Annotated in this window: 1 pseudogene; it reads right to left on the reverse strand. The window is 60.6% G+C overall.

Annotated features, from left to right (window positions below):
• Positions 1-35 precede the first annotated feature (35 nt).
• Positions 36-941: pseudogene (locus tag FLO80_RS21735) on the reverse strand (IS3 family transposase); the annotation flags it as partial.

Consider the following 941-nt stretch of genomic DNA (forward strand, 5'->3'; position numbering starts at 1 on the left):
TTGATCAACCCCACCTAAGTGGTCCGGTTTGATTGTTAGTGCATGACCGGCCTTGGGTCCATCGTGACAATGATTTCCGGGGCGGGAGGGCGGTAGCCCAATGTACTGTATGGTCGCTTCGTGTTGTCGTGTTTCCTCCATTGTTCGATCAGGATCTGCGCCTCACGCAGGCTGTATAAGACCTCGCCGTTGAGGAGTTCATCGCGGAACCTGGCATTGAAGCTCTCGCAGCATCCGTTCTTCCAGGGCGACCCAGGCTCGATGTAAGCAGTCTTGGCGCCGACGGCGGCAATCCAGTCCTGCACCGCCTGCGCCACGAACTCCGGGCCGTTGTCTGACCGGATGTAAGCCGGCACGCCCCCGCATGATGAACAGGTCGCTCAGTGTGTCGATGACATCCCCGGAGTTCAGCTTGCGCTTCACCTTGATTGCCAGGCATTCCCGGCTGTGCTCGTCCAGGATGTTGAGTATCCTGAAGACCTTTCCGTCCGCGGTCCGGCAATGCACGAAGTCATAGCTCCAGACGTGGTTCTGATACTCCGGCCGGAGCCGGACGCAGGATCCATCGTTCAGCCAGAGCCGTGCCTTCTTCGGTTGTTTCATCGGTACCTTCAGCCCCTCTCGCCGCCATAGGCGCTCGACGCGCTTGTCGTTCACCTCCCAGCCCGCATCTCTCAGCAGGGCCCCGATCCGACGATAGCCGTAGCGACCAAACTGACGCGCCAGCGCGATCATGTCCGCGACCAAGCGCTCCTCATCGGCACGACCTTGGGGCATCTTCCTCTGCGTGGAACGGTGCTGGCCCAGGACACGACAAGCCCGACGCTCAGAGATTGTGAACGTGCTGCGCACATGATCGATGCAGGCCCGGCGGCGAGCGGCGCTCAGAAGTTTCCCCGTGCAGCCTCCTTCAGGATGAGCTTGTCCAACGTCAGGTCTGA

Source organism: Aquicoccus porphyridii (assembly GCF_008369105.1).
In the GTDB taxonomy this organism is placed as follows: Bacteria; Pseudomonadota; Alphaproteobacteria; order Rhodobacterales; family Rhodobacteraceae; genus Aquicoccus; species Aquicoccus porphyridii.